A 26,553-nucleotide genomic window follows, 5' to 3' on the forward strand; every position below is an offset into this window, starting at 1 on the left:
AGTCTCCATGTACTGATTAACAACTTCCAGCGTGACCGTTCCAACGGTCGCAACAAAATAGGAGTTGGTCCAAAGGGATGGGATTCGTGATTTCAGATGTGGAAACTCTTTCCTCAATATTCGCGATGTGTACCCTTTGAGATGTTTAACTGCCCTGTGGTCCCAAACTCCGGGTCACATTGAATGAGCAAATGCACATGATCGGGCATGATCTCCATACTTGAAACGTCACTTCCAGCTCTCTTGCTTTTTCCATGAACAGCTCTTTCAGCCGGTCACTTACAGGCGGAACCAGCACTTTCCGTCGATCCTTGGAACAAAAAACAATATGATACTTGCAATCATATACGACATTTCGATTACTTTGAACCGTTCCCAAATTCATCACCTATTGCCAATTTTACAAACATGCATTAGACATGCACAAGGTATCTGATTGAGGGAACAAAAAAAGCAAAAGATGGTCAGGCTTGCGAGAGGGGGAAAACCATCCCCTCCCTCGCCTGACGCTCGCTCTCAACCCCATAGCTGAAGCCAGGGGTTTTCTCGCTCGCAAAGATATAAAGAAAGGAGCTGCCTGTGTCATGCCAATCAAATTTAGTCTTCAACATGCCGGCAGAAGAATCGGGAATGCAGTTCAACAAAAGGGACGTTTATTCTCTCACCAGATGACTTGACCGATATGCGTGATGAAACAGTATTCATCCCGCTGTCGAAAACGTTCATGGGAGGAATCGAAGATGAATGACCTTCGTCTTGGACACTCCGGATTGAAAGTGAGCGAAACCAGAAGCTGGTTGATCTGCGGCGGATCTGTCGCCAAAAAGCCGGCGGCCTCCATCATCGACAAGCTAAGCTCTGTGAACAACATCCGGTTTCCTGGCGGAGACAGGAAGCCGGTTTTTTCCGTTTTCCCGAATGTTAAGGACCGTATTTGTTCCGGTAGTGGGCAAGGGCGACTAACGGCCAGACATAGCGATAACTATGATAATGGATATAAAACTGGCCAGCCAATCCGGCGCCCGTCGGGTAGGACGTTTCCCAGCCCTCTCGCTCCAGCAAGCGAAGCAGGCATTTCACTCCTGCCTGGATTTCAGGAGTCGGCTGGTCATAAAAGGCAATGAGCGCATCCAGCGCCCAGGCAGTCTGGGAAGGAGTGGATGCTTTCAGGGGAACATACTTCTTCTTCACATCACTCAGGCAAGATTCCCCCCAGCCCCCATCCTCGTTTTGAATGGACAAGAGCCACCGGATCCCTTTCCGGACAGTGGGATGATGGCGGGGTATGCCGATGGCGGCCAATCCTGTCAGCGCCGCCCAGGTTCCGTAAATAAAGGTGATCCCCCACCGTCCAAACCACGAACCGTCCAATCGCTGGTGATGATAAAGCCAGCTCCATCCGCGACGCACAACCGGGTTGTCAGTGGTCCAGCCCATCACTGTGCCCAAAAAATGAAGGGTTCGCCCCGTCAGGTCAGCAGTGGATGGATCTCCCCAAACAGGACGGCCGTCTTTGTACGGCAGGAGTCTCAACCAGGCTTTATGGGTGTTTTTCTCGAACGCAGGCCAACCGCCGTCCCGGTTTTGCATGGATAAAAGCCATCTAAAACCGCGAACCCACGCATCCTGATACTGGTCGGAACGGACCGATGGTGCGAGTGCCCTTAAGCATACCGACGTATCATCCACATCCGGATTGATGGTATTTGTGTCGGAAAACCCCCAACCGCCGGGAAGCACCCCCGGGTTTCGGATCGCCCAGTCTCCCTTTTTGGTATGTTGCCGTTTCAGAATATATTGAAGGCCGCGCTTGACGGCGGAATGATCCGCTTTCATCCCGGCTTCCTGCAGCGCATATAAAATCAATGACGTGTCCCAAACCGTGGATGTGGTTTCCTGCAAATGGGCGCCTTCTTTCAACTTGTACAGCATCGAAATCAATCCTTGCACCGCCCGCCGCAAGATGGGATGATCCTTTTTGTAGCCCAGGGACAAAAGAGCGAAGACCATTAAAAAGGTGGATGTAAAATAGCTGTACAATGTCCCGTCCGCTTCGATCCGCTTCAGCAAAAATCTTTCCCCAAAGCGAACAGCCTTCTCGTGCATTTCCTCCCTCGAAAACGGAAGAGATGATAAAGCCGCCATCATCTCGTCATCGGCCCAGATATCCTGATGCGAAAAATCAGAAATTCTGCTCACAGACGGCAACCACTGATCGGCCCTTGATTTCCCTTTTAATTCGACTGAAAAATTCCGGTCGGCTACAAGCAAAATCGGGGCCACGTGAACCCGTGTATATCCGACAAAATCAAAGAAATTGACCGGCGACCAGATGGGCAGGAGTAAAAATTCCACCGGAATTTTGGGAATATCTGACCACTTCATATGTCCCAGCAGAGATAAGAGAACTTTTGTCAGTGAGCCTGCTTTCTGAGCCCCGCCCTGAATCCGGATAAATTCCCGCGCCTTTTTCAATTCAGGGTCCCGTTCATTTTTGACTCCCGCGTAAATCAGCGCAAGAGCGGAGTCAATGGTTGCAGACAGATTGCCCTCTTTTTCGTCTGCATATAATTTCCACGTCCCGTCTTTGGTTTGCTTCGAAAGAATTCTTTCGACCAGCAGCCGGCAAACCGGTTCGTTGTCGATCTCCAACAGCTTCATAAGCAAAATCATATAAGCATCCGTCATCGTGCCGCTCTCAAAACAAAAATTCCATCTCCCATCGGATTCCTGATGCCTGATCAGAACTTCCTTCAGTTGATCAATCGCTTGATCCACCCGTTCTATGTAAAAATGTTTCATCCGGCAGGTCACCTTGCTTTCCCGAAAAGTTCTCCTTTCAGCATATTCAAGCGAAAAGAAAGGATGACCCGTGACCGGCACGAAGGAAGGAAGCCAAGTTCACACCGGGTCCGCCAAAGCTGCCGTTTCGGCTGAAGCGTACTGGTCTCGGGCATCTGATGCTGTCCATGGAACGGGACCATTTTCTGTTGCCTCTCCCCATATCAGGGATTTTGCTGCTCGCTGGATAGAAATGAATTTTGTATAATGAATAGGTATAAGGCATTGAAATGAAAGGTGATATGCGTGGAAGGAAAGCGGTTGGGTGGGAGGTATCAGATCATCCAACATGTGGGCGGCGGAGGAATGGCAAAAGTATACAAAGCGAAAGACACCATCTTGGACCGCTTTGTTGCCATAAAAGTGATGAACGAAATCCTCAGCCATGACCGGGATTTTGTCCGGCGATTCATTCAGGAAGCGCAGGCCACAGCCAAACTTTCCCATCCCAACATCATGAATGTCTATGATGCAGGTCGCGAAGGGCAAACCTATTTCATGGTGATGGAATATGTCGACGGGCCGACTCTCAAGAAATGGATCCGCAGCCGGGGAGCGCTGTCGCCAAAGGAGGCCATTTCCATCGCGATGCAGATTTGCGACGGACTGGCCCACGCACATGCCAATGGGATCGTTCACCGGGATATCAAACCTCAGAACATCATGTCTGCTCCTGACGGGAGAATCAAAGTGACCGATTTCGGCATCTCCCGGATTCTGCGTTCTTCCTCTACCCTTACCAAGACCGGGACGGTCATGGGGTCTGTTCATTATTTCTCGCCTGAACAAGCCCGCGGCTCCGACATCGGATTTCCCTCAGATCTCTATTCACTCGGTGTGGTCCTGTTTGAAATGGTTACGGGAAGGGTTCCCTTTGACGGGGAAGAAAATATCAACGTTGCCTTAAAACATGTACAGGAACCCGTTCCGGACCCGCGCAGCTTCAACCCGGATCTCCCGGATGAATGTTGCCGCGTCATCTTCAAGGCTTTAGAAAAAGACCCCGGCCGCCGTTACCAATCTGCCGAGGAAATGAAGCGCGCCCTTCAACAGGCTATGTCCTCCATCCGCAAAAGCACCATTCATACCCATGCCGACGTCCAACTAAGCAAAAAAGCGGATCATCCGGCCCCCGGCGTGGAACAAAGCTCCCGGCAACTTCCCTCCCGGAATGACCGGCTGCGCCACACAACGCTTCAACCGATGAAATCCAAAAGAACGGCAAAAATGGTAAAAAGGTTTATTTTTATTGGTTTTGCCATCATCCTCTTATTATCCGCCTTAAAATTAGCCGGAGAAATCCAAACTTCCGTTTCAGCCAAACCGCCGGCCAATCAAAAGACGGAGAGTCCACGCGGCCCTGACCCCGGCACAAGAACAAAGATGTACAAAATCATTGTCGGCACATTTGCCAATAAACAAAACGCCGAAAAATTAAAAAGCCGTCTGCAAGCCAAGGGAGTTACCGTCTTTGTTGACCAGGTGCAAATCGCGGGAAAAACGCGGTACCGCGTCCAAGCAGGCGCATTCCGGAACCGGGAGATGGCGGAAGAGCAGTTGAAAAAATTGCAGCGGAACGGATTTGAACATGCACATATCGTCAACTGATGTTTCATTAGAAAAAGCTCTCCGGTGAAGATGGCTCAAGGCTTTGGAGAAGTTAAAAAAACCGGGCAAGAATCAGCCCGGTTTACGCAATTTCTACTTTTTCCTGCAATGCTTGATATACATCGACATATGAGTAGCCAAGCGACTCTGCCACCGCTTTGTGGGTGACTTTTCCATGCACGGTGTTCAATCCTCTGGCGATGGCCGGATTTTCCAACGCAGCCTGTTTGGCACCTTTGCCCGCGATTTGCAGTCCGTAAGAAACCGTTACATTGGAGAGTGCCAATGTGGACGTACGGGCGACGGCCCCCGGAATGTTGGCGACCGCATAATGCAGGACACCGTACTTTTCATAAGTAGGATTGCTGTGGGTAGTGATCCGGTCAATCGTCTCAATGGATCCTCCCTGGTCGATCGCCACATCCACAATGACAGAACCCGGCTGCATACTTTTTACCATTTCCTCTGTCACAAGACGGGGTGCCCTTGCTCCCGGGATCAAAACGGCTCCCACAAGCAAATCGGCTTGTTGGACTGCACGGGCAAGATTGTAATGGTTGGACATCAGCGTCTTCAGCCTGCCCTGGAACAGATCGTCCAATTGACGCAAGCGATCCGGGTTGATATCCAAAATCGTCACACTGGCCCCTAAACCGAGAGCCATTTTTGCGGCATTGGTTCCAACTACCCCGCCGCCGACAATCACCACTTCCGCCGGAGGTACCCCAGGAACGCCGCCGAGCAGAACGCCTTTACCTCCTTTGGATTTTTCCAAAAACTGGGCTCCGATTTGAACGGACATCCTTCCGGCCACTTCACTCATCGGAGTGAGCAAAGGCAAAGACCCATTGTCCAGTTGGATCGTTTCATATGCGATGGCCGTCACTTCATTTTCCAAGAGCGCTTGCGCCAGCTTGGGTTCGGCCGCCAAATGAAGATAAGTATACAGGATCAATCCTTTTCGGAAATAACGGTATTCTTCCGGAAGGGGCTCTTTTACTTTGACAACCATCTCAGCGGACCAGGCTTCTTCGGAAGAAGATACGATCTTGGCACCACTGTTGATATAATCTTGATCGGTAAACCCGCTTCCCAGTCCTGCCCCGGTTTCAATCCAGACTTCATGGCCGCTGTTGATGTAAGCAGTCACCGCTGCCGGAGTCATCCCCACCCGGTTCTCATTGTTTTTTATTTCTTTTGGAACACCGATAATCACTGGTCATCACCTTACTATTATGGAATGTGAAAGATTGGCATAGAATGGTTCACTGCCGGGATCAACTTGGATCTCTGTCGGAAATGCAAAAAACCTTCAGGTCAAAGCAGAGGTCTTTTGAAGCCATCCATGTCCCGTCAATTGATAACGCTTTCATTCGTTGGCGAATACCAATTGTTTCCTTCATTTATTTCTACTTATCTACCACTTCTTCTTTGTCGACCCCGGAGTTATGATTTTAATGTTGCTTCCAAAAAAGAGTATACATGAATGAATTCCCCATTCCATTAGACAGGATGTCAAAGATGTAAGCGAAGTCATTTAACACCATTCAACTTACTCCTTTGGAGGTGAAAAACGTGCATTTTGAGTCGGTACTCACATTAAGCGATGTTTTAAAGCGTCCGGTTTTTCAAAAGGCCCGGGTCGTTGCGGGGAAAAACGGTTTGAACCGGCGGATCCGGTGGGTCCACATCCTGGAAGTCTCTCAATTTGACACCTTAATCCACGGGGAGGAAATGATCCTGTTCACGGGGATCAATTTCCAATCTTCATCTGTTTCCCCGGTATCTTACCTGCAAAAATTGATCGAGCTGAACGCTTCTTGTTTGTGTGTGGAAATGGGATACTACTTCGATACCATTCCCAAAGAAATGATCCGGCTTGCCGACCAACATGACTTTCCATTGATCGCCTTGCCGGCGGGAATCCGCTTTGTCGATATCACCCAGGATCTGCATTCGCTGATCATTAACCGGCACTACCATATGTTAAAAAATCTCGAAAATCTTTCACGTGAATTTCACCGTTTAACTTTGGCTCCCAAAGGGATTTCCAATATATTAAAACTGCTTTACCAAAGAACCAAGTCACAGATCATTTACGTTCCTCTTAAAGGGAAAGCTTTTTTGATGCCGTCCCTCGATCCCGGCGAGCAGGAAGAATTGTTGGACTTCATCCGCACAAAACTGCGGCTTGAATCCAGCAGTGAAACGCATCCCATTCCTTACAGCTGGCCGTATAAACAGAAGACGATCCTGTTGCACCCGGTCCGGGCGATGGGACAAACATGGGCTTTTATAGGCATGCTGTGCGAAGGAAAACCGGCTGAATACGATTGCCTGATTTTAGACTGGTCTTCCCTCTCCATTGCCCAGGATTTACTGCGGAAACGCTATATAGAAGAGCGCCGGCTCCACTCCGAAAATGTATGGGTGGACGATCTGCTGCGCAAACGCATCAGTGAGGAACAGATTCGCTACCATCTGGGAACCGATTACAAAGAATTGAAGGATCTAAAAAGTCTGGTCTGCCTGATCGAGATTCGCAATTGGAACGAAATTGAATTAGAACCTTCCCTGGATGTGCACGAATTCATTCGGTACGATTTTTCGCTCATGATCCGTTCCACCTTTGAACAGTATGGATTCCGCCCTTTTATCACCATCAATAATGACCGGATCGCCATCGTCGCCTTTGACCGGAAACCCGCCCAGCCTCTGAAGCCAAGGTTCCGCCAGGTCGTTGCCTCCATCCAACGGTTAGGGTCCGGAGAGAAAATGGGCTTGAGCCTGAATATCGGTGCAGGCCAGTCTTACCCGGGCTTCACCCATGCCCATCTCAGCTACCAGGAGGCTGGCCAGGTATTGACCGTCAATACCTCTCAACAAAAAACATTTCTCTTCTATGAAGAGATCGGCGTATTCCAGCTGATCCTCAACCTGAGGGAAGAAGGGAATATTTTACAGTCATTCGTTCACAATTATTTGGGTCCTTTAATTGAACATGACAGGCAAAAAGGGAGCAATCTTCTTTATACCCTGAAAGTCTATTTAGATCACGACGGCTCCAAAAAGGAGGCCGCCCAACATCTCTTTATCGTCAGGCAGTCGCTCTATTACCGGCTGGAAAAAATAAAAGAACTCCTGGGCGACAATTTCATGTCACCCGAAAATAAACTCGCCTTGCAAGTTGCTCTGAGGGCCTGTCAATTGTTTTATCCTGAATTATTAGCCCAACAAGCCGAGGAGACCGATCCTTCTCCCCAATAACTGCTTGAAAAACCGGCAGCCATTTCCCGATCCCGGTTTTTCATCTTTTCAAGATTATTAGCTGAATATTATTAAAATTAATAAATCGAATTATAAAGTTTCATATTTCCTCCACCTTTATCACCTTGACGAATAAATATATAAACTACAATAATAGAATCATTTCAATAATGATATATAATGAACAAGTATGATCAAACAGAAAAAAGGTGATTTCAAGTGATAGGCAGGAAGTTGGGGGGAAGATATGAAATCATCCAACACGTGGGCGACGGCGGAATGGCTGCCGTATACAAAGCGAAGGACATCTTGCTTGACCGCTGTGTTGCCGTCAAAGTGCTGAACCACCGACCGGGACAAGATCATGCATCGATCGGTCGTTTTATCAGGGAAGCACAAACTGCCGGAAAGTTATCCCACCCCAATATTGTCAGCGTATACGATGTCGGGCATGAAGATCAGACCTATTATATGGTGATGGAATTTGTGGAAGGCCCCACACTCAATGAGGTGATCGAAAAACAAGGCCCTCTTCCGGCGAATATAGCCATTTCGGTCGCGATGCAAATTTGCGACGGCTTAGCTCATGCACATCAAAACGGGATTATTCACCGGGATATCAAACCCCACAATATTATGTGTGCACCCGGCGGACGCTATAAAGTGACGGACTTTGGGATTTCACGGTTGATCAGGACAACGACACAACTGACCAAAACAGGCATGGTCATGGGATCTGTCCATTATTTTTCACCTGAACAGGCCCAGGGGCGCGAAATCGGCTATCCGTCGGATCTTTACTCATTGGGAGTGGTGCTGTACGAGATGGTCACCGGGCAGGTGCCTTTCGATTCGGATGAATACATTGCCCTCGCCCTGATGCACATCCAAAAGCCGGTTCCCGATCCGAGAAAAAGAAATCCGAACATCCCGGCCGAATTATCCCGCATCATACATAAAGCCATGGCCAAAAACCCCTTCGATCGTTACCAGTCTGCGGAAGAGATGAAGAAAGATCTCGAACAGGCCTATTTTTCGGCTGGGGGGGCGTCCTCTTCCCCGAAACCGCTGCAGAATAAAACGGAACCTATCCAAAAATCCGAACAGGGGAGCAGCCTGTACAAAGAACCCGCAGATTCCCGACCCAAACCGGCTCCGCGGCTCAAAGTGTTGATCGGCTCTGCTTCTGCTCTGCTCATTCTCCTCCTGATGGTCTGGGGCATTTCTCTTGTGAATGCAAACGATAAACAGGCAGAAAACTTCTCCAGCCGCGTCCCGTCCGGTCAAACTTCCGGAACGCAAAATCAAACCGGGGGCGAAAGAGAAACCCCGCCGGCTGAAGCGAAAAGAACCGATCCAAACAGCCGGAAAAACATCAAAAACAACACCGATTCTTCCAAAGAAGACAAGTCAGCGGACAACCTAAGGCAAAAACAGGAAGAAGAGAAGATGACTGCTCCCCCAAAGACTCCCGATCATCATGCAAACCGCGAGGAACCGGACCTTTCCCAACCTGAACCCCAGATTTCATATGTGGTGATTGCCGGCTCCTTTTCAGACATGCAAAGTGCGGAAAGCCGTAAGTCTGAGGTGCAAACGTTGGGCATCGAAGCGCATCTGATCGAAACTTCTGCCGGGGGAGAAGTAAGGTATCTGGTGGAGGCAGGCGCTTTTTCCACCCGGGCGGAAGCAGAAAACCGGCTGAACCAGCTTCAGCAGGGGGGAATCAGTGACGCCCGTATTTCCGAAGAGAAAGGATAATATTCCAATTTTTCATGTTTCCAATTGATAGACTAGTTATTCCACTCAATCATTTATATAATTAGGAATGGTTCGATCCTTCATTCTCAATTATCCTATGGTTTATCTCATTCATGTAACATTATGACAAAAGCTGAGGGGATACGATTGGCACTTGGAGTAAAAAAGAATTGGATCCTATTGGACAGCAGCGAAGCCGTCATCGAAACCGGACATGTCGATTCGGGAAAATCCATCAGTGTCTGGATTCCGGGAGTCTCTCCCTGCATCAGTTATTCCTTTGAAGTGACTGTTGCGAGACAGGGCGGGGGGAAAGTTACCAAAACCCTGACCAGCAGCAATAAGACCGTAACTTTTACCAACATGATCGGAGGCGACTATTCCTTCACCATTAGAAACAAAAATTCCCAGTCCCTTTATACCATGTATCAGATTACTTACAACGCGTAAACGGAAACGGTGTGACCCGCTCCTGTCAAGTCAAATCGTCTTTTTAAGCAGAAGCTTAAGAAGACGATTTCTTTTTACCCGCAAGGCGGCCATGAATCCTGTTATTACGCCTCCTTCATGGCAATGAACCGGTATCATTCCGGCTCCCTTGGCAACCGGAAGAAAAATAATTTTCTCCTACATTTGAAATACTGACTGTAGAAGCGTGAACACTTGAGGAAAGGAGAAAGAACATGGCAAATCCGAGATTCAACCCGGGTGAAGAGTGGACGGATGGGGAATTGGCCGAGTACCCGACGGAAAATGATCCCGCCACCCATGTCACCGCGGGAATTCAAGAAGCCTACAGCTTGAATCCCCATATTACCGACAATGTGGAGGAAATGAAAAGAGGGCACGCCGATCCGTCCAATTACGAGCAAAAACACAAATAATGGCAGAACCCCGATTTTTTTCAAGAGAAATCGGGGGTTTTTCTTTAAAAAGTTGTTTATATATTTACCTCCCCTTCAATGCCGGCAATCCCCCGTAAAACTCAATCAGAGTGGTCGTGATGCTGGTCATTTTAACGGTATAAAGCAACATTCCGGAGAGAACCGTCATACCTCTTCATCATAAGCTTGGGATAGTTAAGCATTCGTTTTCCACTTCACGAAGAAAGGGATCGCATAACCACCGAAACCGTCAGACAGCCGGTAACCTTATCAGGTTTGGCGACTCCCGGAAGCAGGGGAAATGACATGAATGGTCCCTCTAGTTCTTCACTACTTTATCTTTCCGAACGAACATGAGATCGTTATAAATATAGGCTAACTGATCCTCAAGTAACTGTTGATTGAAAAGTTTTTGCACCAGTTCAGCACCTAATTCGGGGGTCATCTTTTTATACCAGTTTCCATCAGGATAACTGATGACGATCGCCCCTTCCTCACATCTTCCGTTGCATAGAGTCAAAGTCGTATGAACTTCTTCTGATAATCCCTGTTTATATATTTCTGCCCTCATACGCTTTGCCACTTCTTTTCCGCCGTTTTTAACACAGGTGGCTCCATTGCAAATCAATAAATGTTTTTTTACACCAGTCAGCTCCATTCCTCGCTCTCCCCGCATTTTCCTTTCGTTTGATCCGATCCCGAATGATTGACAAAATAACTTTGTCCTGAATGCCGATTGTGTGGGTCGGTCTCACCCACCCACGCATCAATCAGCAAATAACCGCCGATCACCAGCACCAAATAGATGACTGCTGAAAGTGTCCATGTTAAGGTGGTTTTATTGATCATCTCCAATCCCCCCTTACGGCTTTACCCTTTGTAAACGAAGTGCGTTGAGGACCACAGAAACTGAGCTGAACGCCATCGCAGCCCCGGCCAGCCAGGGGGCAAGAAATCCTGCGGCGGCAATCGGAATCCCCAGGGTATTGTAAGCAAAGGCCCAAAAGAGATTTTGCCTGATATTCGCAATGGTTTTCTTGCTCATGAAGATGGCATCGGCTATGCTGCCCAGATCCCCGCGCATCAAGGTAATATCCGCCGCCTCCATCGCCACATCCGTCCCCGTCCCGATGGCCATTCCGATATCTGCGGTGGCAAGAGCCGGGGCATCATTGATTCCGTCTCCGACCATCGCTACTTTTTTCCCTTTGGCTTGCAGCTTTTTGACTTCGTCCGCTTTTCCCTCAGGCAACACCTCGGCGATGACGTGGTCAATTCCCGCTTGCTCAGCGATCGCCTTTGCTGTTTGACGGTTGTCTCCCGTCATCATGACGACATCGATTCCCATCTCTTTCAGCCGGGCAACCGCTTCTTTGGATGTCTCTTTCATGGTATCCGCAACGGCAACCAGCCCCGCGTATTTCTGATCAACAGCAATTAACATGGCCGTCTTGCCTGCGCGTTCCAATTCGCTCATTTTTTCCAGAGCCGCTTCTATACGCACATGGTGTTGAAGCATTAATTTACGTGTCCCCACCAGAATGTTTTTGCCTTTCACCCGGGCTCTGATCCCATACCCGGGAATGGCTTCAAATTCCTCTGCCTCAGTGAGTGGAATTCCCTTCTCTTCAATGCCCGCTACAATTGCCTCCGCCAGGGGATGTTCCGAGTTTTTCTCCGCAGATCCCACGAGCTGAAGCAATTCGTTTTCATCCATTTGATCCGGGATCACATCGGTCAATACAGGTTTCCCGTGGGTTACGGTACCCGTTTTATCAAGAATGACGGTATCAATTTTATGGGCGATCTCCAAATGTTCTCCTCCTTTGAACAGAATACCGAGTTCAGCCGCCCTGCCTGAACCGGCCATAATGGAGGTAGGCGTTGCCAACCCTAAAGCACACGGGCAGGCAATGACCAGAACCGCAATCGCTTTTTCCAGCGCTTCCGCAAAATCTCCGGGTGACACAAAGAAATACCAGACGAAAAAGGTAACGATGGCGATCCCTACAACGATCGGGACAAAAATCCCTGAAATGGTGTCTGCCAACCGCTGAATCGGCGCTTTGGAGCCCTGTGCTTCTTCCACGACTTTAATGATCTGCGCCAGAGCCGTATCCCGCCCCACCTTCGTCGCTTTCATTTTCAAGACGCCATTTTTGTTAATGGTCGCCCCGATCACCGGATCCCCGACGGTTTTGTCCACCGGGATGCTTTCACCGGTCAGCATCGACTCATCCACAGCAGAGCGCCCTTCAATCACTTCCCCGTCGACAGGCACTTTTTCCCCTGGTTTGATCAGAATGACATCCCCGACCATCACTTCTTCAACGGGAATCTGCATCTCATTGCCGTTTCTGATCACGGTAGCTGTCTTGGCTTGCAACCCCATCAGCTTTTTGATCGCTTCCGAAGAACGTCCTTTGGCCTTCGCTTCGAACCATTTGCCAAGAAGGATCAGAGTGATTAAGATCGCGCTGGTTTCAAAGTACAGTTCGACCGGCCTTCCAGGTTGAAGAAGTGACCATATCGTGAGATACAGGCTGTAGAAATAAGCCGCAGACGTTCCCAATGCGACGAGCACATCCATGTTGGCGCTTTTGTTGCGCAGAGCCTTGTAAGCTCCCACATAAAATTGTTTACCGACCACAAATTGAACCGGCGTCGCCAAGGCCAACTGGACCCAGGGATTCATAAACATGTCCGGCAGCCAGATCAACGAAGTGAAATGAAAGTGACTGACCATGGCCCATAGCAACGGGAAAGATAAAATGATGGAAAAGTAAAGCTTTCCTTTTTGGGCATCCATCTCTTTTTGTTTCTGGTTTGCCTGATCTTGGGCAGCCTGGCCTTTTTCCAGAGCTCCGTATCCAAGAGATTCCACTTTTTTGATCAAATCGGTGACGCGGATTTCAGCAGGGTTGTATTCCACGATTGCCGATTCCAACGCGAGATTGACATTCGCTTGAAAAACGCCATTTAATTTGTTGAGTCCTTTTTCAATTCTCGAGGCACATGCCGCACAGGTCATCCCTGTAATCGTCAGTTCCGCTTTTTCCTTTTGCACTCCATATCCAAACGATTCAATTTTATTGGTGACGTCCGACAAACTCACTTGATCCGGATCGTAGGATACGTTTGCTTTTTCCAGCGCCAGATTGACTGTTGCCTCTTGTACGCCTTCCAGTTTGTTTAACCCTTTTTCAATTCGGTTCGCACACGCGGCACAGGTCATCCCTGTAATATTTAATGTACTTTGCCGTAGTTTCTCTGTACTCATGTTGTTCACTCCAAACCTATACGGGGTGGGGGTATAAGCCTGATATAAAGTTATCGTGCCAACATGTTAGCACGATAACTTGACTGGTGTGTTTGCCTTACCCTTCTACGTCATAACCCTGATCTTCAATCGTTTCAATGATTTGCTTGAGTGTGACCGCATCCGGATTGAAATCTACTTCTACTTTTCCCTCACCAAGGGATACCTTTACACTGCTTACACCATTTAGTTTGCCCACATGGGTTTCAATGGCATTCACACAATGACTGCAGGACATTCCTTTAACAGTTAAAGATGCGTGATTCATGTTAGCTCCTCCTTCAATATGTTCAGAACAAATTCTTAGCGGATCTTTGACACATTCTCATTATACAATACCCCCCTACCCTATACAAGGTTTATTTTTCTAACTGACCGCGCTCACTCTTGATTTATTCGTTTGCTTTTTTCATAAGAAGTATTCCATCTGTGCAGGAAATGAAAATACTCTTTTGCTGATGCTTGAAATTGGTGACCGCGAAGTGGTACACAAATATAGAACTGAATCTATTAAAGAAACCTCCCCAAAATAGAGAGGCTTCAATGTTTCTGATTTTCACCGGCAATGATCTCTTCGGGTTATTATAATAGCAAGCTGGATCCACGTTTATAGATATGCTTAAACAGCCTCCTTCTTGTGGAAAAAGTGTTTCAAAGCCTCATATACCTGGCTTTTTTCCCAAATCACGTAGTACACAAAATCGGGATCATGCATCACATACTTCTTGATTCTATGAATAGCTGTTTTTCTCATACGTATGCATACCGCTTGTCTTAAGCATTGCACTTCGCACAAACACCATAAAACTCTACCCGATAGCTATCGAGATGGAACGCACCGTTATTCATCCCGACAGCCACCAGCGCTTCGGCATCATTCGGCTCCAAATCGTAAATCTCACCGCAAACCTTACAATTAAAATGCCAGTGATCCGTTTCGGCCAATTCAAAGTGACTGGACTTGTCACCACTAGAGAGCTCTCTGACGACACCGATCTCCTTCAGTTTTTTGAGCGTGCTATATACTGTTGCCAGGCTGATATGAGGAAATTTCTCAGTCATCATTGTATAAATCCGGTCCGCTGTTGGATGGGACAATTCGAATAGGAGTTCGACGATATGAACGCGCTGGGGAGTAAGGCGCAGCCCTTCTACTTTCATTTTGTCCAATACAGTAGACTTACTCATCATGATCCCTTGATCCCTTTCTTTATCTTTCATTCACATGAAACAATACAACCATAAATGTTAAACCTATGAGATGTTGTTTCTAATTCAGCTGAAGCTGACGATCCTCGTCCATTATCTGCTAAAGAAGTATTTGGGGATTAAAGACAAAACCTTAATCGTCACCGAATAGATAACGATTCCGGACAACTCAGGAAGGGGATATGAGGATATCAAGAGGAACATCAAAAGTTAAGTTTCAAATTAAAGCAAAGAGCAGTAATTAAAACAACTACTGCTCTTTGCTATACAATTTTCAGAATACGCTTTGAATGTGTGGAGACTCAAACCGCAGTAGCCGTTATTTAAGGTCGAAACGGTCTGCATTCATTACCTTTACCCACGCAGCTATAAAGTCACGCACAAACTTTTCCTTGTTATCGTCTTGAGCATAAACTTCTGCAATGGCACGCAGAACAGAGTTTGAACCGAACACTAGGTCAACTGCAGTCGCTGTAAACACGACTTCACCTGTCTTGCGGTCACGTCCTTCGTATACGCCTCCGTCTACAGGCTTCCACTGTATTCCCATGTCAAGCAAGTTAACAAAGAAGTCGTTCGTGAGTGTGCCTACACGCTCGGTGAATACGCCGTGTTGTGTGCCACCGAAGTTTGTACCCAGAACACGCATGCCGCCAACAAGTACTGTCATTTCCGGTGCTGTAAGGTTAAGCAGCTGTGCCTTGTCTACTAGGAGCTCTGCCGGATTCGCACTATACTGCTTCTTCTGATAATTACGGAAACCATCAGCGATCGGCTCTAGCACTGCAAAGCTTTCTACATCGGTTTGCTCTTGAGTTGCATCGCCGCGTCCGGGAGAAAAAGGAACGGTTACATCAAAGCCTGCATCTCGTGCTGCTTTTTCTATTGCGGCACTACCGCCTAGTACAATCAAATCAGCCAAGCTTACTTTCTTTTCGAGATCAGCTTGAATGGCTTCCAGTTTCGTAAGTACTTTTGTAAGTTGTTTTGGCTCATTCACTTCCCAGTCCTTCTGTGGAGCAAGACGGATGCGGGCACCATTCGCGCCACCACGCTTATCAGAATGGCGGAAGGTACTAGCCGAAGCCCAAGCCGTTTTTACCAGTTCGCTGACTGTTAGTCCGGAGTCGAGGATCTTTGTTTTAAGCTCTTCTATTTCTGCATCTGTTAATTCATAATCAACAGATGGTACAGGATCTTGCCAGATCAGTTCTTCTTCAGGAACTTCCGGGCCCAGATATCTTGAACGGGGACCCATGTCGCGGTGTGTGAGTTTGAACCACGCACGAGCAAATGCATCTGCAAACTCTTCCGGGTTCTCATGGAAACGGCGAGCAATCTTTTCATACACTGGATCCGCACGCAATGCCATATCCGCGGTGGTCATTATGGTCGGAACACGAACGGACGGATCCTCTGCATCCGGTGCCAGGTGCTCCTCAGCAGGATTGACAGGCGTCCACTGATATGCGCCTGCCGGGCTCTTCGTAAGCTGCCACTCATATCCAAACAATGTATCAAAGTAACCATTATCCCACTGTGTCGGATTCGCAGTCCAGGCACCTTCAATACCGCTGGTGATGGTGTCACGACCTTTGCCGGAGCCGTGCGTGCTCAGCCAACCCAATCCCTGTGCTTCAACAGGAGCAGCTTCCGGCTCTGGTCCGACAAGCTTCGGATCTCCTGCACCGTGTGCCTTTCCAAACGTATGTCCACCGGCTATGAGTGCGACGGTTTCTTCATCATTCATTCCCATCCGTTTGAAGGTTTCGCGAATGTCGCGGGCGCTTGCAAGCGGATCCGGATTGCCGTTCGGACCTTCCGGGTTCACATAGATAAGCCCCATCTGAACGGCGGCAAGTGGCTTCTCAAGCTCCCGATCGCCTGTGTAACGATTATCTCCCAGCCATTCCGTTTCAGAACCCCAGTAGATGTCTTCTTCCGGATGCCAAACGTCCTCGCGTCCGCCACCAAAACCAAATGTTTTGCCACCCATGGATTCAATAGCGACATTTCCTGCGAGAATGAACAAGTCGGCCCAGGAGATCTTGTTGCCATACTTTTTCTTAATCGGCCACAGCAGTCGACGGGCTTTATCGAGGTTGGCGTTGTCAGGCCAGCTGTTAAGGGGAGCAAAACGCTGTGTGCCGGTTCCAGCACCTCCACGGCCGTCACCCGTACGGTAAGTGCCTGCAGAGTGCCAAGCCATACGTATAAAGAGCGGGCCATAATGTCCGTAGTCAGCCGGCCACCAATCCTGGCTGTTTGTCATTAAATCGCGAAGATCCTGCTTGAGAGCTTGGTAGTCTAACTTTTTGAATTCCCGTGCATAATCAAAATCTTCCCCCATAGGGTTTGATTTTCGGTCATGCTGATGGAGAATGTTCAAGTTCAACTGGTTTGGCCACCAGTCTTTATTCGACGTACCACTCGATTTGTGACTAGTCATACTGCCGTGCATGACCGGGCACTTTCCAGCGTTAGCTGTACCGTTTGTATCCATTTAAACCTCTCCTGTCTGTTAAACCAATTTTTAAATAATAATTACTCTAATATAATATATAATACTATTCTAAATAGTAGTCAACCTTTTTATTTTTCGTTTTTTTCATCCTAATTCTAATAAGGATTTAAAAATGTTAACGGTTGGTTCATCCATGTCCGAACCGCAAGATCGGACACCTGAAGGGACTGTACTCAAAGCCGAGATGTCGGGTAAAAATCTCGGGCAGACTGGGCTTTTTTCGACACCGGGCGAACTTCTGCACCGGTTTTTTCACTTATTCAAGGTATTTGTCGCTGGTATAGTCAACCACTTCCTCCCCACAGGCGATCAATTCACGCACAAGGCCAATCGACGGATTCACATGCCCTTCGCCCATAGAGTTAATCCATCACAATTTAGACATAGGGAACACCTCATTTTTTATCAGTCTGAACCCCCGGTTACTTGAACCGGTCGCAAAAACAGGACATCCCTGCTGAAACCGGATGATTTCCCGCAACCGGGACAATCATGCCCCAAGACGGGGAAGCTCAACAGTCCGCCAATCATGATATATTATTTTTTTGGCCTGAATATGAACGAACGGGGCACCGGTAATTCGACGTTGTCCGAAAGCAAGTGACCCGCTCTGAAGGCATTTTGAATTCGGAAACAAAATTCGTGAGGAAAGCATTTTGCCAAGGGTGAAGGAGGAGCTTATGCTTCAATCACCGGACTTTTTTCATATAATAGACCGGCAGAGTACATAGAAAGCTTCGCTCGGTCAGGAATAAGGGATACGACGGAATCATAGCGATGTAGCCAACAGGCTCCTAAGTGGATCAAATTGGCGGAAAATCAAAACGGCTGATGACATCGAAAAAAAATCGCCTTCCCAAGCCACTGCTTGAGAAGGCGATTTACCTTCTTCTGAACGAGTGGAAAAAACTTAATCCATGTGTGAGACGAGTTGTTCCCGTGAATCAAATCGCTTCTTTCTTGTGGAAAAAGTGTTTTAACGCCTCATACACCTGGCTTTTTTCCCGGATCACGTAATGCATGAATCTGGGATCATGGATATGGCGATAAGCCGTCATTAATGTGGAGTGCCGGTTATACTGATATAATTGTCCATGATATACACCTGTTTTTCTATTCAGGGGTTATCATGGATATTTTTTGTTTTATGAAAAGGTCAACCTCCTCCCTTGCGAAGGGGAGCTGGGAAAGAAAGCAATAGGGGACACACGGGGAGCACACGAAGTATGCATCATAAAAGGCACAACCCTAAAAAGTAAAAAGTCAATGTTTATAAGCCTTTAGCCTGTCCCCTACCCTATCGTGCATGTCAAATAAATATCTTTTCCCCAGAGAAAATGGGGTGACGAAACTCACCGGAAGGGGAGCGGAAACCATGAGCATTTTTTTTGAGGAAGACAACCGCCTAAAGCGTGTTCATATCAAATTTGATAAAGACCTGCTGGCATTGATTGACCAGTACAAAGAGAAAAAGCGATACACCAACAGATCGGAAGCGATCCGGCAATTAATCCGCGAAACCTTGCAACGAGAGAAATTCATCAAGTGAGGTGTCATCATGTTCTGGCGGCACAAGTATCACAGGAAATATCGTTTCATGGTCCGTTCTAAGATCCGTCTATATTACTGCTATGTGCGCTTGTACTTCGACGAGGACGGAGAGGAAATGTATGAGCTTGACGTTTTCGACAGCGAACCGGGATTCAAAAAAGATGGATACAACAAATACCTGGGAGAATCTCCGCCGATCGAGAGCTGGTCAGATGAACCCTTCGACGATTACCGGGCGCCGATCGAGCTGGCAAGGGACATTATCCGCCGGCATGAACTGAAGGACCACCTGGAAAACTCCATCCGATACCATAACGGCATCTATCCGCTGGAGTCAGAGGAGCGCAAGAAGGAAGAGGTGCTCATCTATGACCATGAAACCCAGTCAGCCAAACAAACGAAAGACTTCTATTTGTCGGACATTTCCAAACTAGACGAGTTACAACCGTATGAGCGAGCCGAACTGTTCAAGCAGTTTCCTGAGTTAAAGTTTGCATATAAACAACATATACGCGGGGTGAAGGGTGCATGAAAAGAAAACCTTTAGATTGGATTGTTTTATCGGTAGTGATCGTTATCGCGGGCGTTGTCGTGATGCTGAGCTTCCACAATACGGCCACTTTAGCGCGAGGATTGAATTTAAATCCATATCTGACAGCTGGCCTGGTGGAAATCCTGTTTACCTCTCTGCTCTTTATTCGTGGGAGACAGAGGGCCACTCAGCGGAATGTGCCAAGGTTTTTAACGGCCGGGTATTTTACCAGCCTAGCATTCGTCACTGGCGTGAACATGTATGGCTTGTATCAAGCTCATGCGATTGTAGGGCCGATTGTCGGGCTGGCGATTAGCAGCGCTATGTGGTTAATGGAAAGCAGTTTGGTTTGGCTCTGGACAGAAGCGCATAAACCGCACAAGAAGAGCTTACGGGAGATCCGGAGGGAAGCCCGGCGGGAGATTAAAGAGGAGAAGCTGATCCAATGGATCGAATGGGAGAGATGGGAGGCCAGAAAGCCAGACTTGGATCTGATCAGAGCGGCACGGGAGGCGGAGGAGGAGCGAAAACGGGTTGTGGGAGACGGTCTCCCAGAGTATTTCACTCGGGAGCCTGTTAAGGAGATTGCTGCGGAGCCTGTAACGACTGTTCAAGAGCCGGAACCGGAGACGGAGCCGAAACATACAGCGGAAGTTGTTCCCATGCGTCAAATTGGCTTCCGCATGGAACCATCGCCAAAGACTGCACCACGCTTCCAACCAAACTTGGAAGCCAGGGCCAAAGCGATCCAGAAGGCTGAAGAGCTCATGGAGGAGTTGGGACGAATCCCGCGCAAACGGGAGCTGATGGAGCAGGGTTTAACTGAGCATTATGCCAAGGTTGCGATAGGAGAATTAAAATCGCGGGAGACACAGTAGGATGAGGAGTTCTCCCGTCTCCCACGTCTCCCGAATGAAGAGTGGGAGAGTTAACTTAAGTGATCAAAAAATACCCAATCATACGAATTAAAAAATAGTTAGAAAATCTGTAGGGGAGGAAAATCAAATGAGTCGTATTATTTTCTTCGCGATCACGTTACTTTCATTGATTCTTGGTGGATGTTCTGACCAAAATCAATCATTGACTGTGGATGATGTCCTTCAGAAATTTAAAGCTGCTGGATTAGAAGCAGAAAATCCACGGGAGATGACCAAAGATGACTACGGATTGGCTCCAATGAAGGCGAAGGAAGCAAAACGTTTCTTCATTCCTTCGTTAGGGGAAAACGCGGGAGGCCGTATTTTCAGCTTTGACAATGCAGCAGATTTAAAACAAACAAAGGAATTCTATGATAGGATGGGGAAAGAAAGTGCTATGCTCTTCTCATGGACTATAGAAAAAGATAACATTTTAGTTCAGATAAATGGCGATCTACCAGAAGAGAAGTTCAAACAATATAAAAAGGCATTAGAAAATGCGAAGTAATGAACACCCCCAACACCGATGTTGGGGGTTATCTATTTACAAGTTATGGTCTTTGGTCATGGTCTTGTTCGACATCGGGTGATGCGCTCCCTCTCCCTTCTATCGAAAAAATACTCAAAAAAATTTTTCAAAACCCCTTTACATGCGCTTGCGCACATGATATTATAATCTCAAGAAATGCGCAAGCGCATATTAAAAAGGAGGCGTTCAAAGTGAAAGCGCAAATCATGAAAAGAGCACATCAGCTGGCAAAACAAATGATCGGAGACTACGCAGCACGGTTGGCGCTCGCTTTGCGCCTCGCATGGAAGGAGGCTAAAGAGATGGAAGACCAGATCGTGACAATCACAGTAAACAGGGACTTCGCGAGAAAAAACGGTCTCATTGCCCGGAATCAATTCACGGGTAAAGTCGTTCGCGAAACTGAAAAAGCGATCCTGATCTATGGGAACCCTGGTCCTAAGTTCCGGGGGGTTCTCGCTGCCGAGAAGTGGATTCCCAAAAGTGTTATCGAGTAGCAGAAGAGGTGGTCTGATGAAAAGAGAAAAAATAATCAATCCACTTGATCTCATCATGGGAGTAGATGAAGCCGGGGAGATGTGGGGTCTCTCCCCCGGCTACATCAAAAACCTATGCGCGGAAGGCAAGATTCGCGCGAAGAAGATCGGTGGGGAACACCGAGGCGTATGGGTCATCGATAAGACCCAACCGAACCCAAAGGAGGAGATGGTAGAAGTGGAAATGATCCTGGTTGGATGGCCGGGTGCTGATGAATGGTTTCTTGAGAAGCCTGGTTACGAGATTGATGAAGGTATGGAACTGATCGAGGGTGCTTTCACTGGGAAAGGTTTAACCGGCTGGTTCCAATGTTCCGACTCGGGAGGATGGATCCGAGTGGTTGACGGGCGCACCTCCGGCCAATGGGTGGAGGAGCCGGTAGAATAGTACAATAAAATAAAAGGAGAGAGAACTATGAAAGTTATTAAATTTTCTTCTCGTCGATATGGAAAAGGAAGTAACCCTTCTGGCGGTGTATATGTCGAAGTCTTTGTCGAAAATGACCAAGAAGCAGAAATTCTTGGTTGTAAGAGACTTGATATAGTACGCGTTTATGAACGATTAGTGTCGTATGGCGGTGGAATCCCTTTGGATGGTGGTGCAAATCCTCAGTGGAAGGCTCTTGAGGAATATGTCTCCAAGGCTTTTGATGTCCCTCTGTTGAAATGGGCAGAGGAAAATAGCCTAGGATTATCCACTTGGTACGCCCATATGTATAGAAAGTATTTGTTGAAGTTAGAAACAGGGGAGTTTTCCCCAGAAAAAGACGTATATCTATTGAGATACAAGTGGGCAGATTTCCCTGTCGATAATGTAGTACTTTTCCAACCGAAGGATAAGGTAAGGATGAAGGAAGAAGCTGAGGGACTGATCGCCACCTTCTTCTACTCGTCAAATCCGAATGCCAAAACTCCAGAGTTTGAGATAAAAAGTATTGAACCATTCCAAGGGCTCCAAGGGCTGAACCTATGATATGCCCCCAATGTAACGGCACGGGCGGCGGTCAAATCTGGAGCGGTGAATGGACGTGTAGTTTCTGTAAGGGTAAAGGAAGAGTGAGGAAAGAAAAAGGAGAGCGACTTTTAAGAGCTCTCCAAGAAAGGCGAAAGGCACTCTTGGAAATCATCAAAAGAGACCAAGAAAAGGGAGATGTTTGACATGAAAAAAATGACAATCACCGGTTACAATGAACTAGATCAAAGATGGGTTATAGAAGAGATAGAGGTAGAAGAGGTTTACCTCGTCGGAAAAGTAGGAGAAAGTGGATGGGAGATAAAAAAAGAGCCTCCTCAGGACTTGGAGGATGGCTGCATGTGCGTCAAAGGCATTCTTCAGCAAAAAACCCCGGAGCGCGGTTTTTTCCGAGCGGAAAATGGTGACATCTGGCTCACCATTGAAGATGGAAAAACGTCCACAAAGTGGGTCCCGTGGACGACAATTAAGGATGCGATAGACATGCCCGAAGTATATGATTTCGTATTCCAGTTTGACGAGGGAAGGGAAATACTTGATATGAATCGGGTCAAAGGAAAGGTGGTAATTGATGGGAAAGGAGACCGATGGAAAGTAGAAACAGTGGAAACGATAAACAAATATTTTGTGCTCGTCAAATTGATAGATATAAAAACCGGGGAAACAAAGTTCGTATCCCGTGACGAAGTTTTACACTATGTCCTCGAAGAAAGTATCAAGAAAAAGTGAGCGATGAGAGAATAACTGAAATGAGGAGCCAGCCGGCAAAGGCTGGCTCTCTCATTTCCTTTTTTCAAGTGTGATCTTATCCACTCTTTGCCCCACAAACTTTTTCACGGCAGCGGCCAATTCATCCGGATTTCGGGCACTCACTCTTGCCACACCTTCATCATTAATGACCAAATCATAGAATGGCGGGGGCGGAATATCTACTTTCCGTCTCAATCCAAAAGCTGCCGCGATCCCCTTCGCATGGGCTACCCCCAACGCCTGGATGAAGCTGGCTTGTTTTAAGTCATCCGCGTTGCCGGCCGTATCAATAAAGCCGTTTTCTGTTAACAGAGCAGGCATACGAGTATTCTTGACCACATAGAAGCCGGCAGTTTTTTGGCCGCGATCCTTCCATCCCTTCGCATTCGTGATGGCTGCTACTGCAGCATGGATATGATCTTGAGCAGTTTTGGACTTCGCGGATGCAGCCCGATATACATAAGATTCAAACCCGTCACCGCCGCCAGCGTTGATATGAACGCTCAGGAAAAAGTCAGCTCCCCAGGAGTTTGCTACCCGGCAACGTTCGGCCAAGGACAGGTAACGGTCATCTTCCCGGGTAAGCAGAACCTCCACTCCTTCGTAACTCAAAAGCTCTTTTTTGATTGCCTTACTGATCGCCAAGGTTAAGTCTTTTTCACGCAATCCGTTTCCGACAGCACCTGGGTCATTGCCACCATGCAGCTAATGACCCGGATCAATCATGATCCGGAACATTCAAACCACTTCCTTTCCTGTGAAGCGACCTAATTGGTCACGTTCACGCTTATGGATTTTGTTGTCATGACAATAGGATTGCTTACTCCCCTTTGGGGTTGTAACGGAAAATCCCAAACGCCACCGCAACCGCCGCCGCAGCGTTGACAAGTTCCTCCCATTGGGCCCATTTTTCCGGAGCAATATCCACACCGGCCACCGCGAGCGCTATACAGAAGGAGGCCCCAAGGATTGGAGGCCCCTACCACTATCTAAAACAATTTCAATTGTTCACATTGGCCTAACATGCCGTTTGATATGATCAAGTGAAACACTTAGAGGATGAGGATACTCATATTCAAGAGATACTTTTTTGTTACATATTTGGCATATACCGCCGTCTCTTTCGAATATATCCATTAAAAAAAACGCGTTCAACAAACTTCCCTTTTAAACGTTTTTGTCTGTTCAATGCATTAGCTCTGTTGGAACATTTAATAGAACAATAAACCCTTCTTTCTGCCATGTAGTTAGTTCTAAACAATGTTCCACAGTGACGACATTTCTTTTCTACATATGGCTTTGTTCCACAATTCTTTTTGGGTTCTTCAAGTAAATCTTTATATTCTTTACGCTTGTTCGATGTAGTGCTTCCTTTTCTATGGTTATAGGCGCATTCTCTAGAACAAAATATATTCTTTGTTCTCCCACTTCTTTTATGCTTGAATTCAGATCCGCAATGTTTACAAATATGTGTTTGAAACCTTTGACTAAGAACCTGACCAGCCGATTTCTTTCCGCATTCACGAGAACAACATTTTTGGCTTTTGTAACGCGGGGCGAACTCCGCATTACAAACAACACAAACAGCGGTCATATTTTCAGCGGTCATATTTTTGACTGTTCTAGGCTGTTTGTTTCTGCATTCATCAGAACAATATTTTCGAGCAGGGCCTTTCTTTCTGAGGTATTCAAATTGTTTACCACAAGTTGCGCATATGGTAATATTCAACTATCAACGCCTCCATGTCAGGTGTTGGTCACGTTCCTGGGTGTTGCAGCACCGCAGGAACTTTTATTTTGATTAACTATTCTTTCGTAAACATCAATTTCCTTTTGTATACTTAATCTTTTTATTAGCAAACCCACTATCATATTTCGCTGTCTTCCTACTATGACAACTCCAACACATAGGAGCCCAGTTGCTTGCTTGCCAGAATAAATATCTATCGCCTTTATGCGGCACGATATGATCCACCACCGTCGCTTTATCCCCACACACTACACAATATGGATTTGCTTTCAGGAAACGTTGCCTCGCTTTTGCCCACTCTCGATCATAGCCTAGCTGCGCAGGGGTGGGGCGTTTCCGATTGTACTCCCGTTTCCGTTGTCGTTCCTGCGTCTTATATTCATTGGCATGTTTATCACAATACCGCGACTGTGTAAGGTTTGGGCAACCGGGTTTATTGCATGGTCTTAGCGGTCGTTTAGGCATCGTACCACATCCATACAAAATGGGTTTTACACAATTACATTCAGTAAAATAAAAAGCACCGCTTGGGTGCTGTTATATTATCGCTTTTCAGGTGTATCTTGGATGAACCCCGTACCTCCGCATTCTTCGCAAGGATCGTCAAGGACTACGCGGACCTCTTCGCCTATCTCGGAATTATAGGCATAATCCCATTCTTTACCCGTTCCTTCGCAGTAAGGGCATTCCCGCTTTCCTTCCATGTTCATCACCTCTTTAACAGTATATCTATTCATCAAGCGTTAACCAAGTTTTACACAACCTACTTGAGTAAAATAAAAAGCACCGCTCGGGGGCTGAGTTTTACATAAAAAAGGCTTTTGTACGTATCAATACGTATTGAATACGCATCAAATACGTATTATAATTAATACTGAAGGGAGGGGTTCTAATTCCAAAGTCGTCACGAGAAATTATCAAAGCATTAAAGAAAGATGGATGGTACTTAGCAAGGGTCACAGGTGATCATCACCACTTCAGACACCCAACAAAAAAAGGTACTGTAACAATACCTCATCCTAAGAAAGATTTACCGAAAGGGACAATAAAAAGTATTGAGCGACAATCAGGGATCAAGATTCTTTGATCCCGCCCCTTTCCCTTCAAATACACAAAGGAGATGATTTTAATGGCAAAAATTTATTATATCTATCCGGCTGTTTTTCATTATGATCCAGACGTTAAGGGTGTAGGTGTAACCTTCCCCGATCTTCCGGGCTGCGTTTCTCATGGTGAGGATGAAGAGGACGCTTTTCGCATGGCCCAGGAAGCACTTGCCGGACACTTGTATACCATGATGGAAAACAAAGAAGAAATTCCTGCCCCTTCTAAACTCAGTGAAATTAACTTAGAAGAATACAAAGAAGAAGGTGAACAGGTAGCATTAGTTCTCGTTTCTGTTTCAAAAAAAGCGGTTCAGGAAATCGGGCAAAAATCAGTCAAGAAAACTTTAACTATCCCTAAATGGTTAAATGATCTTGGTGAAAAACATGATGTAAACTTTTCGCAAATTCTCCAAGAAGCATTAAAACACCACTTAGGAGTGAATCACTGATCATGCAAATGAAACACAAAAAAAGAAAGCGCCGATTCGCCCACTGT

Annotated in this window: 28 protein-coding genes and 2 pseudogenes; 15 read left to right on the top strand and 15 right to left on the bottom strand. The window is 47.0% G+C overall.

The genetic code is table 11. The features are described 5' to 3' along the window. Window positions 1-15 precede the first annotated feature (15 nt). From tnpA to shc, 3 genes and pseudogenes are all read right to left on the bottom strand, one after another. A pseudogene (gene tnpA, locus BMW55_RS18085) lies at window positions 16-385 on the bottom strand (IS200/IS605 family transposase); the annotation flags it as partial. Window positions 386-661: 276 nt separating this feature from the next. Continuing rightward, entirely contained in the window at window positions 662-868 is a 207-nt protein-coding gene (locus BMW55_RS18095) for a hypothetical protein (RefSeq protein WP_139179544.1), read from the bottom strand. A gap of 53 nt (window positions 869-921) precedes the next feature. Then, entirely contained in the window at window positions 922-2,802 is a 1,881-nt protein-coding gene (gene shc, locus BMW55_RS18100) for a squalene--hopene cyclase (RefSeq protein ID WP_089973141.1), read from the bottom strand. A 300-nt stretch (window positions 2,803-3,102) separates the two neighbouring features. Here shc and BMW55_RS19105 point away from each other — a divergent pair, with 300 nt between their 5' ends. Next, window positions 3,103-4,449, top strand: coding sequence for a protein kinase domain-containing protein (locus BMW55_RS19105; RefSeq protein WP_244527625.1), 1,347 nt, complete (start codon window positions 3,103-3,105; stop codon window positions 4,447-4,449). 82 nt (window positions 4,450-4,531) lie between these two features. Here the strand turns inward: BMW55_RS19105 and ald are convergent, their stop codons facing one another. Continuing rightward, complete coding sequence (gene ald / locus BMW55_RS18110; protein WP_089973142.1) at window positions 4,532-5,665, bottom strand: alanine dehydrogenase; 1,134 nt, start codon at window positions 5,663-5,665, stop codon at window positions 4,532-4,534. A 359-nt stretch (window positions 5,666-6,024) separates the two neighbouring features. On the opposite strand from ald, the gene BMW55_RS18115 reads away from it, so the two are divergent. From BMW55_RS18115 to BMW55_RS18130, 4 genes are all read left to right on the top strand, one after another. After that, entirely contained in the window at window positions 6,025-7,716 is a 1,692-nt protein-coding gene (locus BMW55_RS18115; protein ID WP_089973145.1) for a PucR family transcriptional regulator, read from the top strand. Window positions 7,717-7,935: 219 nt separating this feature from the next. Continuing rightward, a complete protein-coding gene (locus BMW55_RS18120) occupies window positions 7,936-9,477 on the top strand; it encodes a protein kinase domain-containing protein (protein WP_089973148.1) in 1,542 nt (513 codons plus the stop codon). A 147-nt stretch (window positions 9,478-9,624) separates the two neighbouring features. Continuing rightward, complete coding sequence (locus BMW55_RS18125; protein WP_089973151.1) at window positions 9,625-9,927, top strand: hypothetical protein; 303 nt, start codon at window positions 9,625-9,627, stop codon at window positions 9,925-9,927. Window positions 9,928-10,160: 233 nt separating this feature from the next. Further along, window positions 10,161-10,361, top strand: a complete 201-nt coding sequence (locus BMW55_RS18130) for a hypothetical protein (RefSeq protein ID WP_089973153.1) — start codon at window positions 10,161-10,163, stop codon at window positions 10,359-10,361. Between the two features lie 319 nt (window positions 10,362-10,680). Here the strand turns inward: BMW55_RS18130 and BMW55_RS18135 are convergent, their stop codons facing one another. The 7 genes and pseudogenes from BMW55_RS18135 to BMW55_RS19775 form a co-directional block, all read right to left on the bottom strand. Continuing rightward, the gene (locus BMW55_RS18135) at window positions 10,681-11,019 is read right to left on the bottom strand and encodes a (2Fe-2S) ferredoxin domain-containing protein (protein WP_089973156.1); all 339 of its coding nucleotides are present in this window, start codon (window positions 11,017-11,019) and stop codon (window positions 10,681-10,683) included. Beyond that, window positions 11,010-11,210, bottom strand: coding sequence for a hypothetical protein (locus tag BMW55_RS18140; protein WP_089973159.1), 201 nt, complete (start codon window positions 11,208-11,210; stop codon window positions 11,010-11,012). Before BMW55_RS18140 ends, BMW55_RS18135 begins: the two co-directional genes overlap by 10 nt. Before the next feature lie 13 nt (window positions 11,211-11,223). Then, window positions 11,224-13,641: a heavy metal translocating P-type ATPase gene (locus BMW55_RS18145; protein WP_089973162.1), complete on the bottom strand. Its 2,418-nt coding sequence runs from the start codon at window positions 13,639-13,641 to the stop codon at window positions 11,224-11,226. Between the two features lie 97 nt (window positions 13,642-13,738). After that, window positions 13,739-13,948 carry a copper chaperone CopZ gene (gene copZ / locus BMW55_RS18150; protein WP_089973164.1) on the bottom strand — a complete coding sequence of 70 codons (210 nt, stop codon included), beginning with the start codon at window positions 13,946-13,948 and terminating at the stop codon, window positions 13,739-13,741. 506 nt (window positions 13,949-14,454) lie between these two features. Next, on the bottom strand, window positions 14,455-14,868 hold the full coding sequence (locus tag BMW55_RS18155) for a Fur family transcriptional regulator (RefSeq protein ID WP_170840018.1): 414 nt from the start codon (window positions 14,866-14,868) through the stop codon (window positions 14,455-14,457). A 340-nt stretch (window positions 14,869-15,208) separates the two neighbouring features. After that, entirely contained in the window at window positions 15,209-17,392 is a 2,184-nt protein-coding gene (gene katG, locus BMW55_RS18160; RefSeq protein WP_089973170.1) for a catalase/peroxidase HPI, read from the bottom strand. A 965-nt stretch (window positions 17,393-18,357) separates the two neighbouring features. Then, window positions 18,358-18,510 (bottom strand): annotated as a pseudogene (locus BMW55_RS19775) (sporulation protein YhbH); the annotation flags it as partial. A 278-nt stretch (window positions 18,511-18,788) separates the two neighbouring features. Here BMW55_RS19775 and BMW55_RS18165 point away from each other — a divergent pair. From BMW55_RS18165 to BMW55_RS18205, 8 genes are all read left to right on the top strand, one after another. Next, complete coding sequence (locus BMW55_RS18165) at window positions 18,789-18,962, top strand: CopG family ribbon-helix-helix protein (protein ID WP_170840019.1); 174 nt, start codon at window positions 18,789-18,791, stop codon at window positions 18,960-18,962. A gap of 48 nt (window positions 18,963-19,010) precedes the next feature. Beyond that, window positions 19,011-19,496 (top strand): hypothetical protein, encoded by a 486-nt coding sequence (locus BMW55_RS18170; RefSeq protein WP_089973175.1) that lies wholly within the window; start codon window positions 19,011-19,013, stop codon window positions 19,494-19,496. Further along, window positions 19,493-20,374: a hypothetical protein gene (locus BMW55_RS18175; protein WP_089973177.1), complete on the top strand. Its 882-nt coding sequence runs from the start codon at window positions 19,493-19,495 to the stop codon at window positions 20,372-20,374. The genes BMW55_RS18170 and BMW55_RS18175 overlap by 4 nt, the downstream gene beginning before the upstream one ends. A gap of 127 nt (window positions 20,375-20,501) precedes the next feature. Continuing rightward, window positions 20,502-20,921, top strand: coding sequence for a hypothetical protein (locus BMW55_RS18180; protein ID WP_089973180.1), 420 nt, complete (start codon window positions 20,502-20,504; stop codon window positions 20,919-20,921). 212 nt (window positions 20,922-21,133) lie between these two features. After that, window positions 21,134-21,439, top strand: coding sequence for a hypothetical protein (locus BMW55_RS18185; RefSeq protein ID WP_089973183.1), 306 nt, complete (start codon window positions 21,134-21,136; stop codon window positions 21,437-21,439). A gap of 16 nt (window positions 21,440-21,455) precedes the next feature. Next, complete coding sequence (locus tag BMW55_RS19780; RefSeq protein ID WP_244527626.1) at window positions 21,456-21,866, top strand: helix-turn-helix domain-containing protein; 411 nt, start codon at window positions 21,456-21,458, stop codon at window positions 21,864-21,866. 27 nt (window positions 21,867-21,893) lie between these two features. Next, on the top strand, window positions 21,894-22,451 hold the full coding sequence (locus BMW55_RS18195; protein WP_089973186.1) for a hypothetical protein: 558 nt from the start codon (window positions 21,894-21,896) through the stop codon (window positions 22,449-22,451). Window positions 22,452-22,637: 186 nt separating this feature from the next. Continuing rightward, on the top strand, window positions 22,638-23,180 hold the full coding sequence (locus BMW55_RS18205; RefSeq protein ID WP_089973191.1) for a hypothetical protein: 543 nt from the start codon (window positions 22,638-22,640) through the stop codon (window positions 23,178-23,180). Window positions 23,181-23,231: 51 nt separating this feature from the next. On the opposite strand, the gene BMW55_RS18210 is transcribed toward BMW55_RS18205, so the two are convergent. The 4 genes from BMW55_RS18210 to BMW55_RS19570 all read right to left on the bottom strand — a co-directional run bounded on the left by BMW55_RS18210 (window position 23,232) and on the right by BMW55_RS19570 (window position 25,655). Beyond that, on the bottom strand, window positions 23,232-23,906 hold the full coding sequence (locus BMW55_RS18210; RefSeq protein ID WP_089973193.1) for an N-acetylmuramoyl-L-alanine amidase: 675 nt from the start codon (window positions 23,904-23,906) through the stop codon (window positions 23,232-23,234). 388 nt (window positions 23,907-24,294) lie between these two features. Continuing rightward, entirely contained in the window at window positions 24,295-24,930 is a 636-nt protein-coding gene (locus BMW55_RS19115; protein WP_139179509.1) for a hypothetical protein, read from the bottom strand. A gap of 93 nt (window positions 24,931-25,023) precedes the next feature. Further along, window positions 25,024-25,416 (bottom strand): HNH endonuclease, encoded by a 393-nt coding sequence (locus BMW55_RS18220; protein WP_089970849.1) that lies wholly within the window; start codon window positions 25,414-25,416, stop codon window positions 25,024-25,026. A gap of 77 nt (window positions 25,417-25,493) precedes the next feature. Beyond that, window positions 25,494-25,655 (bottom strand): hypothetical protein, encoded by a 162-nt coding sequence (locus tag BMW55_RS19570; RefSeq protein WP_170839956.1) that lies wholly within the window; start codon window positions 25,653-25,655, stop codon window positions 25,494-25,496. Between the two features lie 188 nt (window positions 25,656-25,843). Between BMW55_RS19570 and BMW55_RS18225 the strand changes: the two genes are divergently transcribed. Together BMW55_RS18225 and BMW55_RS18230 are read left to right on the top strand one after the other, a co-directional pair. Beyond that, entirely contained in the window at window positions 25,844-26,038 is a 195-nt protein-coding gene (locus tag BMW55_RS18225) for a type II toxin-antitoxin system HicA family toxin (RefSeq protein ID WP_211663681.1), read from the top strand. Between the two features lie 42 nt (window positions 26,039-26,080). Next, on the top strand, window positions 26,081-26,506 hold the full coding sequence (locus BMW55_RS18230) for a type II toxin-antitoxin system HicB family antitoxin (RefSeq protein ID WP_089970846.1): 426 nt from the start codon (window positions 26,081-26,083) through the stop codon (window positions 26,504-26,506). Window positions 26,507-26,553: the final 47 nt, after the last annotated feature.

Origin of the sequence: Lihuaxuella thermophila (assembly GCF_900110165.1) — a bacterium.
Lineage (GTDB): Bacteria > Bacillota > Bacilli > Thermoactinomycetales > Thermoactinomycetaceae > Lihuaxuella > Lihuaxuella thermophila.

Excerpts from the sequence above, each read along its gene's own strand:
- shc (WP_089973141.1), bottom strand. The coding sequence starts at position 2,802 with ATGAAACATTTTTACATAGAACGGGTGGATCAAGCGATTGATCAACTG.
- BMW55_RS18130 (WP_089973153.1), top strand. The coding sequence starts at position 10,161 with ATGGCAAATCCGAGATTCAACCCGGGTGAAGAGTGGACGGATGGGGAA.
- BMW55_RS18135 (WP_089973156.1), bottom strand. The coding sequence starts at position 11,019 with ATGGAGCTGACTGGTGTAAAAAAACATTTATTGATTTGCAATGGAGCC.
- BMW55_RS18140 (WP_089973159.1), bottom strand. The coding sequence starts at position 11,210 with ATGATCAATAAAACCACCTTAACATGGACACTTTCAGCAGTCATCTAT.
- BMW55_RS18145 (WP_089973162.1), bottom strand. The coding sequence starts at position 13,641 with ATGAGTACAGAGAAACTACGGCAAAGTACATTAAATATTACAGGGATG.
- copZ (WP_089973164.1), bottom strand. The coding sequence starts at position 13,948 with ATGAATCACGCATCTTTAACTGTTAAAGGAATGTCCTGCAGTCATTGT.
- BMW55_RS18155 (WP_170840018.1), bottom strand. The coding sequence starts at position 14,868 with ATGAGTAAGTCTACTGTATTGGACAAAATGAAAGTAGAAGGGCTGCGC.
- katG (WP_089973170.1), bottom strand. The coding sequence starts at position 17,392 with ATGGATACAAACGGTACAGCTAACGCTGGAAAGTGCCCGGTCATGCAC.
- BMW55_RS18165 (WP_170840019.1), top strand. The coding sequence starts at position 18,789 with ATGAGCATTTTTTTTGAGGAAGACAACCGCCTAAAGCGTGTTCATATC.
- BMW55_RS18170 (WP_089973175.1), top strand. The coding sequence starts at position 19,011 with ATGGTCCGTTCTAAGATCCGTCTATATTACTGCTATGTGCGCTTGTAC.
- BMW55_RS18175 (WP_089973177.1), top strand. The coding sequence starts at position 19,493 with ATGAAAAGAAAACCTTTAGATTGGATTGTTTTATCGGTAGTGATCGTT.
- BMW55_RS18180 (WP_089973180.1), top strand. The coding sequence starts at position 20,502 with ATGAGTCGTATTATTTTCTTCGCGATCACGTTACTTTCATTGATTCTT.
- BMW55_RS19780 (WP_244527626.1), top strand. The coding sequence starts at position 21,456 with ATGAAAAGAGAAAAAATAATCAATCCACTTGATCTCATCATGGGAGTA.
- BMW55_RS18195 (WP_089973186.1), top strand. The coding sequence starts at position 21,894 with ATGAAAGTTATTAAATTTTCTTCTCGTCGATATGGAAAAGGAAGTAAC.
- BMW55_RS18205 (WP_089973191.1), top strand. The coding sequence starts at position 22,638 with ATGAAAAAAATGACAATCACCGGTTACAATGAACTAGATCAAAGATGG.
- BMW55_RS18220 (WP_089970849.1), bottom strand. The coding sequence starts at position 25,416 with ATGCCTAAACGACCGCTAAGACCATGCAATAAACCCGGTTGCCCAAAC.
- BMW55_RS19570 (WP_170839956.1), bottom strand. The coding sequence starts at position 25,655 with ATGGAAGGAAAGCGGGAATGCCCTTACTGCGAAGGAACGGGTAAAGAA.
- BMW55_RS18230 (WP_089970846.1), top strand. The coding sequence starts at position 26,081 with ATGGCAAAAATTTATTATATCTATCCGGCTGTTTTTCATTATGATCCA.